Annotated in this window: 8 protein-coding genes; 2 read left to right on the top strand and 6 right to left on the bottom strand. The window is 28.1% G+C overall.

Annotated elements, in window-relative coordinates; genetic code table 11:
- Nucleotides 1-335: 335 nt before the first annotated feature.
- From BUB83_RS16545 to BUB83_RS16525, 5 genes are all read right to left on the bottom strand, one after another.
- On the bottom strand, nucleotides 336-1,262 hold the full coding sequence (locus BUB83_RS16545) for an NAD(P)/FAD-dependent oxidoreductase (RefSeq protein WP_073339771.1): 927 nt from the start codon (nucleotides 1,260-1,262) through the stop codon (nucleotides 336-338).
- Nucleotides 1,263-1,377: 115 nt separating this feature from the next.
- Nucleotides 1,378-2,106, bottom strand: coding sequence for a DUF3784 domain-containing protein (locus BUB83_RS16540; RefSeq protein ID WP_073339768.1), 729 nt, complete (start codon nucleotides 2,104-2,106; stop codon nucleotides 1,378-1,380).
- Nucleotides 2,107-2,428: 322 nt separating this feature from the next.
- Nucleotides 2,429-3,061 (bottom strand): flavodoxin family protein, encoded by a 633-nt coding sequence (locus BUB83_RS16535; RefSeq protein ID WP_073339765.1) that lies wholly within the window; start codon nucleotides 3,059-3,061, stop codon nucleotides 2,429-2,431.
- A gap of 33 nt (nucleotides 3,062-3,094) precedes the next feature.
- On the bottom strand, nucleotides 3,095-3,739 hold the full coding sequence (locus BUB83_RS16530) for an HAD family hydrolase (RefSeq protein WP_073339762.1): 645 nt from the start codon (nucleotides 3,737-3,739) through the stop codon (nucleotides 3,095-3,097).
- Between the two features lie 33 nt (nucleotides 3,740-3,772).
- Nucleotides 3,773-4,132: a DUF2500 domain-containing protein gene (locus BUB83_RS16525; protein WP_073339761.1), complete on the bottom strand. Its 360-nt coding sequence runs from the start codon at nucleotides 4,130-4,132 to the stop codon at nucleotides 3,773-3,775.
- A 214-nt stretch (nucleotides 4,133-4,346) separates the two neighbouring features.
- On the opposite strand from BUB83_RS16525, the gene BUB83_RS16520 reads away from it, so the two are divergent.
- Nucleotides 4,347-4,535, top strand: coding sequence for an asparagine synthase (locus tag BUB83_RS16520; RefSeq protein WP_073339759.1), 189 nt, complete (start codon nucleotides 4,347-4,349; stop codon nucleotides 4,533-4,535).
- Between the two features lie 65 nt (nucleotides 4,536-4,600).
- Here the strand turns inward: BUB83_RS16520 and BUB83_RS16515 are convergent, their stop codons facing one another.
- A complete protein-coding gene (locus tag BUB83_RS16515) occupies nucleotides 4,601-5,017 on the bottom strand; it encodes a hypothetical protein (RefSeq protein WP_073339757.1) in 417 nt (138 codons plus the stop codon).
- 259 nt (nucleotides 5,018-5,276) lie between these two features.
- Between BUB83_RS16515 and BUB83_RS16510 the strand changes: the two genes are divergently transcribed.
- A complete protein-coding gene (locus BUB83_RS16510; RefSeq protein ID WP_084133635.1) occupies nucleotides 5,277-7,415 on the top strand; it encodes a YgiQ family radical SAM protein in 2,139 nt (712 codons plus the stop codon).
- Nucleotides 7,416-7,465 lie beyond the last annotated feature (50 nt).

Raw genomic sequence — 7,465 nt, 5'->3', positions numbered from 1 at the left:
AGAACGTTCTAATAAACGTGAAAAAATAGATTATCACTTAGAAGATGGTCGCCATCGTTCTACTAAAATGTGGTATATCCGTACTTATGCAATCATGATGTGCCAGCACATTGATGCTTGGCAGAGCCATAATAATGATTCTTTAGATCTTAAAAAAATTATTTTTAACTAATCTATGGTTTTAAAGAATTTAAAAAAAATTCAACCTCGTAGGTTTATTTGCCATGCCCTTTTTTACAAATTGAATACTAAATTAAGCTACTTTTAGAACACAAATAGAATTCCCAGTTAATTTATTACTTTTTTTAATGTTATTTTCAATTTATTCCGAGAGTCTATTTAGAAATAAATTTTTCAGCCATTAAGGCTGCAATAGTACCGTCCCCTACCGCTGTAGTTATTTGTCTAAATCTTTTATGTCTTATATCTCCGGCAGCATACACACCTTTAATATTTGTTTCCATATCTTCATTTGTTATAATATAGCCATATTCATCTCTCTCAATATAATTTTTAAACAATTCACCCATTGGTTCAGTTCCAACATAAACAAAAGCTCCTTGGGCTTTTATTGAACTAGTTTCTCCTGAATCTGAGTTTTTTATGTTAAATCCTTCTACAAAATCTTCTCCTATAACATTTTCTATAACTGTGTTGATTATTATATCAATATTTTCTTCCTTAAATAACTTTTCTTGATTTGCTTTATCTGCTTTAAGAGTACTTCCTCTATTAATAATAGTAATTTTATTAGCTATTTTTTTCAAATAAAGTGCTGCCTCTACTGCGGAATTACCTCCACCAACAATAACTAATTCCTTACCTTCATACATACTTCCATCACATAATTCACAATAATGAATCCCTTTGCCATGATATTTCTCTTCTTCTGCAATTGGTAACCTTTTTCTTTGAGAACCTGTTGTTATTATAACCGATTTAGGTAAATATATGAAATTATCTGTTTCGATATATTTTTTATCATCTTTTAAATTTATACAAAGAATTCTATCGAATTCATCAATTACTGCTCCTTGTTCTGTTGCTTGCTCACTCATTTTTTCTGATAAATCAAGTCCACTTACTTTAATAAATCCAGGATAATTCTCTATTTCATAAGAATCCTTTACCTGTCCTCCAATAAGTCCCTCTTCTAATGTTAGTGTATTTAACTTAGCTCTTGCTGCATATATTGAAGCCGTAAGTCCTGCAGGACCTGCACCTATTATTAATAAATCTATTTTTTTAACTTTTTTATCCATAAATTCCACTTCCAATTTCATCTTTAATTTTAAATTATATAATATATTATTACCCTATATCTATATAATATAATATTTGACTCATTTTGTAAAGAATATTTTTTAATAATAATTATTAATTAACTTTTAACCTAGAATTAATTAATTTATGTAATTGTTCTGTATCCTTTGAATCCTTTAAATTGAGGATAATAATATCTTTCGTATAAATGTAGATACATGTTTTTCTGGAACTCAAAAACAAATTAACTTTTCCTACATCCTTTACTTCGAACTTTCCTTTTAAATTATCCCCAAAATCAAACCCATTTAATTTTCTTAAAACAACTGGAGTTTCATTTTCTAGTTTAATATCCTTTATATCACTAAACAAAATTTCTCTTCCATACATACCGCTTATAACAACTTTATCTTGTTCTACACTGATAATTGATGCTCTTCCTAAATAAAAAATACTAGCTGTAACTGTAAAGAATAAAATTATAATTCCTACTAATATAATTTTGACACTCTTTTTCATTTTTCCATCTTCATCATAATTATTCATATCATATTTTTGAGCTAAAATTAGCATAATGATTATATTTATCAAAAATAGCACCAAAGATATTTCAGTTCCGTAAGGTATTTTAATTAAAGACATAAATATTCCTACAAAAAATATGAGTGCACTAGAGTATAAAAATGTACTAAGCAACTTAGCAAGATTTTCAATATCAACCTTTTCTTTTTTCTCCTTTGACATAGTATTATATCCCGATATAAGCCAATACAATTTAAATTTATCAATTAATATTCCAAAAAATATTAAACCAATAGCAGTTAATGCAAATATTAAATTCATTTATAATCACCCTTCAACTTTTAATAATGTTTTTATATCACTATTATAGCAAATTACTTATGTTTATCAAATAACTTCTTAAAAATTAACGGCATGCAAAAATATGATTAACAAATCTAATGATTTGTTAATCATATTTTCTATTATTATCTTCTTTAGATGCAGCCTTTAAAAGGGCAAATGTTTGTATATAACAATATGTCAATAAAATACCTATAATTATCAGTTTCATTTTATCCTCCTGATTATATAGTTATTATTCTCAATAATTTTCAAATTATTCTTTTTTTGGATTTAAAATATAAGTTTCCCAGTGGGATCCCTATAATTGCTCCATAAACCTAATTTTTTTCTGAACTTCTTCTCTTAATTTTAATGTTTTCAGTAGTTTTTCCCCACAATTATATGCTTCAATCATAGTATCTTCATGATTTTTTGCTTCTTTCCTTGAAAATAACTTTAAAGCTTTAACTACATCTACAACTCTATATCCCAATGCTTGAAGAGTTTTTTCCATAGATATTGCTGTATATCCCATATCTTTTTCATCATTCTGTTCACAAACAGCTACTACTGCAGCATATTTTACACCAAAAGCTTCATTTAATCCCATCCAAACAGAACGATCCTCTTCATGAAATACTTCATAACAATATAATCTATCCAAGAAAGCTTTCATATCAGCAGTCATATTATAAAAATATGTTGGAGAACCTATTATCAAAGCATCTGCTTCCATAACTTTTGGATATATCTTCTGCATGTCATCTTTTATAGCACATTTAAATGTATCTTTGCATCCCTCACACCCAATACAATCTTTATATTGGTAATCACTCAAATAAATCAATTCAATATCAAAAGCTTCTTTTTCAAAAGGTTTTAAAGCTTCTTTAATTAATGTTGCTGTATTTCCATTTTTTCTGCTACTTCCTACAACTGCTAATAATTTCATTTGAAACTCCTTTAAATATTATTTTTATTAAGCTCATGCTAATTTGTCATATAATTCTTCTATTGATTCAACTATATAAGTTGGATTTAACTGTTGTAATTCTTCTAAAGAACCATAGCCATATAGTACTCCAATACAATTTAAATTATTTAAATTTGCACCTTCTATATCGTGTTTTCTATCTCCAATCATTACAATATCTTCATTTCCATTCATACCTATTTCTTTTAATAAATATTCAATTACCTCTGCTTTAGAATTTCTAGTTCCATCTAAATTTGAACCAACTATTTTGTGAAAGTATTTTTCAATATGAAAGTGATTAATTATTCTTTCTGCATATACCGTTGGTTTTGATGTAGCTATAGAAATAGTATATCCTTTTTCTTTTAAATCATTTAATAACTCAAGTACACCTGCATATAAATTGTTTTCATATATTCCTGTATCAGAAAAATATTCTCTAAAATTATTTATAGCTCTTTCTGTTGTGATTTCATCAAAATTAAAATCCTTACTAAATGTTTCATTTAGTGGTGGACCAACAAGTTTTTCTAATTTGCTCAAATCAATTTCTTCAATTCCCTCTTTATTCAAAGCATATTGTATAGCTTTTGTTATGCCCAGCTTGGAATCCGTAAGTGTTCCATCTAAATCAAAAAAAATATGTTTATACATTATTATCACCTGTTCTTTTCAGTAATATAACTATTAAAATGTTTTTTCTCTAGCAAATCCTTTATATCTAGTACCTTGAAATGTCAATTTACCTTTATCATTTTCAATAAGTTGTCCATATTCTATACCCTGAACTTCTAGCTCAATTCGATCCTTGCTCTCAACTTCGAAAGTTACATAATATGAGGTTCTTGTATGCTCATGACCAGATACTTTTGTTCTTTTAGCTATAACAATAGCTTCCACACTTAGAATAGGTTGTTGATTATTATAATTGTTTTGTTTAATTCCCTTTACAAAGGTATAAATTATCATAGAAGATATAAATATAAAAAAGAACATAAATATTATTGTAAAACCGCCAAAAAACATATCCCCAAAGTAAAATGACATTTTCTAAACCTCCATTATTCTTATTTATTTAAGTAAATTTAATTACTATTATAGCATATTTTAAATAATTTCGGAAAAATATTAAGAAGTAACTTAATGTATTTTTCTATATTTATCCAAAATCACAAATGAAATACTAGGATAAAACTAAGCTTGTTGCACAAAATAATAGAGAAATAAAACAACAATTCTTCAATTAAGGATGGTGAAAGTAATGAAAGATGGTTTAATCCCAACAGCTTTAGGTACTGCTGTAACATTAGGTGCTGCTACTATGAGGAAAAGAGAAATAGATAATCATCCTGTACGAAAAAAAGATGTAGCTCCTATGATTGAAACTGCTTTAATAGGCTTTGGATTAGCTCATATAGTTCTTGGTGCCATTGAATTATGGAATGAATAAATGAAATAAGTAAAAGCTTTTTTCACAAGAGTTGTAGTTTTACTTGTGAAAAAAGCTTTTTTCAACTATTCAAAACTGTTAATCAAAAAGTATCCAAATAGAATTTGATATATAAATATAACGTCCCCCATTAGTGTTATTATTGAAGTTATATTATATAACATTTTTATAATACTATCACTAAAAGGCAAATAATTCACAAGAGAAGATAATGATAAAAACAAACATGGTACTACTAACAATATCATATTGGAAAAATTCATTTTTCTTTTTCTCTTATATTGACTACCATTAATTAAAGCTATCATAACCCCAAGAGAAGAATAAAACACAAAATCCAGTAATACCATCATATAATGAGTTTTATCCCATATTTCTTTTAATTTAAGTTCATTGATAAAACTTTTCACACTGACTGCAATAATTAGATAAATAGATATGATTATTAATTTCTTAAAACTTTTTTTCCAAGTATTTCTCATTTTCTCTTTCCTCTCTTTAAAGTTCTTTTGCAAAGACTGTTCTTTAAAATATTATACCATATTTTTCTAAAAATCTCTTCTGTTTTATTTCCATTTAATGTAATCGAGCATTTTCAAAGGTTTTTATAGTAAATTACCTACTTTTAATGTTATAATAATTAATTGAGTCCTTTATTATATGGAACCCAATGTGAAACTTAATTAATAGTTGAACTGGGATACCTATATTTGGATTCAAAGAATTTTAAAGGTGGTTAATATGCTAAAAAATAATTTTTTACCAATAAATAAAGAAGATATGATTGAAAGAGGCTGGGATGAATTAGATTTTATAATGGTTACAGCTGACGCTTATGTAGATCATCACAGTTTTGGAACTGCTATAATTTCAAGAGTTCTTGAAGCTGAGGGTTATAAAGTTGGAATTATTGCTCAACCAAAATGGGACAGTACAGATGATTTTAAAAAACTTGGAGCTCCTCGACTAGGTTTCTTAGTTAATGGAGGAAATATGGACCCTATGGTTAATCATTATACTGTAAGCAAAAGACTAAGAACAACAGATGCTTATTCTCCAGGTGGAGAAATGGGTTTAAGACCTGATAGATCAACTATTGTATATTGCAATAAAATTAGAGAAGCATTTAAAAATGCAACTATCATAATCGGAGGGCTTGAGGCTAGTTTAAGAAGATTTGCTCATTACGATTATTGGAGTGATAAAGTAAGAAAATCAATTTTATTTGATAGCGGAGCTGATTTATTAATATTTGGAATGGGTGAAAGACCAGTTGTGGAAATCGCCAAAAATCTTGAAGACGGTTTAGAAGCAAAATATATACGTCATATCCCTGGAACTTGTTATATTGCAGATTCTAAAGATGAAATATATGATTATATGGAGATTCCTTCTTATAAAGAGGTTTCCACTGATAAAGTTAAATATGCAGAAGCCGCAAGAATTCAATATAAAGAACAAGATCCTATAAGAGGTAATGTATTGGTACAAGAACATAATGGAAAATACGTAGTGCAAAATTTGCCTATTTTTCCTCTTTCAAGAAAAGAATTAGATAAAGTTTACGATTTACCTTATACAAAAAATTACCATCCTAGCTATGAAGCTGCTGGTGGCATACCTGCTATAACTGAAGTTAAATTCAGCTTGGTTAGTTCTAGAGGGTGCTTTGGTAATTGTTCCTTTTGTGCTATAACTTTTCATCAAGGTAGAATCGTTCAAAGCAGAAGTGAAGAATCCATCGTAAAAGAAGCTGAAGAAATGGTGAATTTTGAAGATTTCAAAGGCTATATTCATGATTTAGGTGGTCCTACAGCAGACTTTAGACAGCCTTCCTGCAAAAAGCAATTAAAAGAAGGTACTTGTAAAAACAAGCAGTGCTTGTTTCCAAATCCTTGTGCAAATTTAGATGTGGATCATATGGAATATTTAAATATTCTAAGAAAGTTAAGAAAAATACCAAAAGTGAAGAAAGTATTTGTTCGTTCTGGCCTTAGATATGATTATATGATGGCTGATAAGGATAACACTTTTTTTAAAGAACTTATTGAGCATCATGTTAGTGGCCAATTAAAAGTAGCTCCTGAACATGTTTCTTCCGATGTTTTAAAATATATGGGTAAGCCATCTGGAAAAACATATGATAATTTTACAAAAAAATTCGAAAAATTTACTGAAAGAGCTGGTAAGAAACAATATATTATTCCTTATTTAATGTCTAGTCATCCAGGAAGCACATTAGCTTCTGCTATAGAGCTTGCAGAATATTTAAGAGATATAAGTTATCAACCTGAGCAAGTTCAAGATTTTTATCCAACACCTGGTTCACTGTCCACTGCAATGTTTTATACTGGACTTGATCCATTAACTATGAAAGAAGTTTATATTCCAAGAACTAAAAACGAAAAAGCTATGCAAAGAGCCTTACTTCAGTTTAGAAATCCAAAAAAGTATGATATTGTTCGAGCTGCTTTAGTTGAAGCCAATAGAGAAGACTTAATAGGATTTGGTCCAAAGTGTTTAATAAAACCCAAAGAAAAGAAAGTGGATTTTGAAAGAAATCACCCTAGGTCTAAAAAACCTTCAACTTCATCAACTAAAACAAATTCAAAAAACACTTCAAATAAAAATAGTAAAAATAGCGATTTTGATATTACCAATGAAGATTTGCTTTACGCAGAAAGAAAATCTTCTAAAAGTAAAAAATCAACTAAATCTAAATCAAATAAAAGTTTTAGTAAAGATAGTTCTAAACCAACTTCAAAAGCTAAAAAATCCAATAGTAAGAATAACTCTAAGCCTAGTGGAAAAAGCAGCTATGGCAAGAATCCAGCTGGAAAGAAAAATACTAGAGCTGTTCCTACTAGAAAAGGCAAGTAATTTTTAAGGGATAGAGAAATACTTAAATATAGTATTTTTCTATCCCTTTA

Source organism: Clostridium grantii DSM 8605 (assembly GCF_900129965.1).
GTDB lineage: Bacteria > Bacillota > Clostridia > Clostridiales > Clostridiaceae > Clostridium_AF > Clostridium_AF grantii.
Note: the sequence above shows the minus strand (reverse complement) of the source record. Positions and strands in the feature narration are given on the sequence as shown.

Bases quoted from the DNA above. Each gene is read 5' to 3' on its own strand.
- BUB83_RS16545 (WP_073339771.1), bottom strand. From the start codon at position 1,262: ATGGATAAAAAAGTTAAAAAAATAGATTTATTAATAATAGGTGCAGGT.
- BUB83_RS16540 (WP_073339768.1), bottom strand. From the start codon at position 2,106: ATGAATTTAATATTTGCATTAACTGCTATTGGTTTAATATTTTTTGGA.
- BUB83_RS16535 (WP_073339765.1), bottom strand. From the start codon at position 3,061: ATGAAATTATTAGCAGTTGTAGGAAGTAGCAGAAAAAATGGAAATACA.
- BUB83_RS16530 (WP_073339762.1), bottom strand. From the start codon at position 3,739: ATGTATAAACATATTTTTTTTGATTTAGATGGAACACTTACGGATTCC.
- BUB83_RS16525 (WP_073339761.1), bottom strand. From the start codon at position 4,132: ATGTCATTTTACTTTGGGGATATGTTTTTTGGCGGTTTTACAATAATA.
- BUB83_RS16520 (WP_073339759.1), top strand. From the start codon at position 4,347: ATGAAAGATGGTTTAATCCCAACAGCTTTAGGTACTGCTGTAACATTA.
- BUB83_RS16515 (WP_073339757.1), bottom strand. From the start codon at position 5,017: ATGAGAAATACTTGGAAAAAAAGTTTTAAGAAATTAATAATCATATCT.
- BUB83_RS16510 (WP_084133635.1), top strand. From the start codon at position 5,277: ATGCTAAAAAATAATTTTTTACCAATAAATAAAGAAGATATGATTGAA.